This is a genomic window from Bacillus sp. AFS001701, assembly GCF_002559405.1.
In the GTDB taxonomy this organism is placed as follows: domain Bacteria; phylum Bacillota; class Bacilli; order Bacillales; family Bacillaceae_G; genus Gottfriedia.
Genome location: NZ_NTZO01000651.1, coordinates 1 through 1,184, shown reverse-complemented (window position 1 = coordinate 1,184; position 1,184 = coordinate 1). Strand labels below are relative to the sequence as shown.

Sequence of the window (1,184 nt, the reverse complement as noted above, 5' to 3'; positions counted from 1 at the left end):
ATTTTGATCTGTATACTATTAGTTTATTTTTTTATAGAAGCATGGAAAATTATGGTTATGAAATTAAGTTGTAACTTAAAATTTTGTCCTATTTGGCATTTGAATTTTTATTGCCTTCGTAAATATGTCCGGAAATAATATGAGGTAAAGAGACATGGAAAATTATAAGATTGATCGAAAAAAAATTATTGGCTTTATTTTTTATCTTTTGTTAGTGATTCTTCTTAGTATAGTGCTTAGGAGTGTCGCGAAAACAATTTTTAAAGGTATTACTTGGCCATTCTTTGTAAAATTAGATTTGTTTCTTTTTTCATTAATGATTTTAATCTTTATTAGAGAACTACTCTATTATAGAAAAACTGTTAATCAAGTTATCCGAAATTTTTTACAATTTATATACTTCTTATTATTATTATCACTTACATTTTCTTTATCATTTCAAAGTAAAACTGAATGGAGTTTATTTATATTTTTGGCACTAATAGTAGTATGGATATTTTATTCTTTTGAAGAAGTGGTTGAGATTACTAATAAGCAGAACGAACATTCTGATTTACCAATAAGTTCATACAATGAACTATTTCCCACAAGAAAAAAAGAATTCAGAAGGATTTATGATTTTTTGAATGATCTGGACGTTTATAATCCTTATGCAATAGCAATAAATGCTGCATGGGGGGAAGGAAAGACAAGTTTTGTAAATGCTATAATAGGCAGATTAAAAACGGACAGTAATGAGGTAATATTCATACAACCAATGATTTTAGATACAAGAGAAAAATTATTAAAATATGTATTCGGTCAATTAGAAAATATCATGAATGATTATGAAATTTACACTGGTAAAGGCAGTCCGTATCAAAAATACTATAATTTATTATTAAAATTTGCAGGTAATAAAAATATTAGTAACATCGCGAATTTTTTTGACGTCTTTCCAGAAGATAATATAGCAGATTTACGGGATATGAAGGTAGAACTAGAAAGTAATTTACAAAAATTAATTGAACTTCAAAAGAGAATTTATATTATTATTGATGATTTGGACAGGGTCGAAGAAGATACTATATATAATACCTTGACTTTTATAAAGGAAATTGTTGATATAAAAGGAGTTACTGTTTTATTTATTGTTGATTACGATAAGATTGTGTCTGAAAGAATATCTTATACTTACTTGGAGA

General features: G+C 26.0%; 1 protein-coding gene. It reads left to right on the top strand.

Annotated features, from left to right (window positions below):
* Window positions 1-154: 154 nt before the first annotated feature.
* Window positions 155-1,184, top strand: a 1,030-nt coding sequence (locus CN514_RS24385) for a P-loop NTPase fold protein (protein ID WP_141529520.1), incomplete at its 3' end; no start/stop codon positions are given.